This is a genomic window from Rothia nasimurium, from assembly GCF_928392795.1.
Classification (GTDB): domain Bacteria; phylum Actinomycetota; class Actinomycetes; order Actinomycetales; family Micrococcaceae; genus Rothia; species Rothia nasimurium_F.
Window position 1 is genome coordinate 1 of record NZ_CAKMTJ010000039.1, and the last position, 348, is coordinate 348.

The 348-nt window shown below is 55.5% G+C and carries 1 pseudogene; it reads left to right on the forward strand.

From position 1 onward, the window contains the following. Positions 1–348 (forward strand): annotated as a pseudogene (locus tag L6963_RS11760) (IS3 family transposase); the annotation flags it as partial.

The window sequence follows — 348 nt, forward strand, 5'->3', positions numbered from 1 at the left end:
ACACTTATAAGGATCTTTTCGGGGTCGAGCCCATTTGCCGAGTCCTATCCGAGCACCTTGACGGTGGCTTCATGACGGCTAGCGGCTATTACCGCGCAATGAGCCGTGTCGCTTCAGCCAGGTCACTATCCGACCAGCTCCTCATTCCTGAACTGATCAAAATCCACCAGGAGAACTACGGAGTCTATGGTGTGCGCAAAATGTGGCAGGCCATGAGACGGGCAGGCTGGGCTATTGGCCGGGACCAGACCTACCGACTGCTGGCGGGTTTTGCTACACCGCGTTCATCACTGATGTGTTCAGCCGGAAAATTGTGGGCTGGGGTGTTTCCTCGAGTATGCATACGCT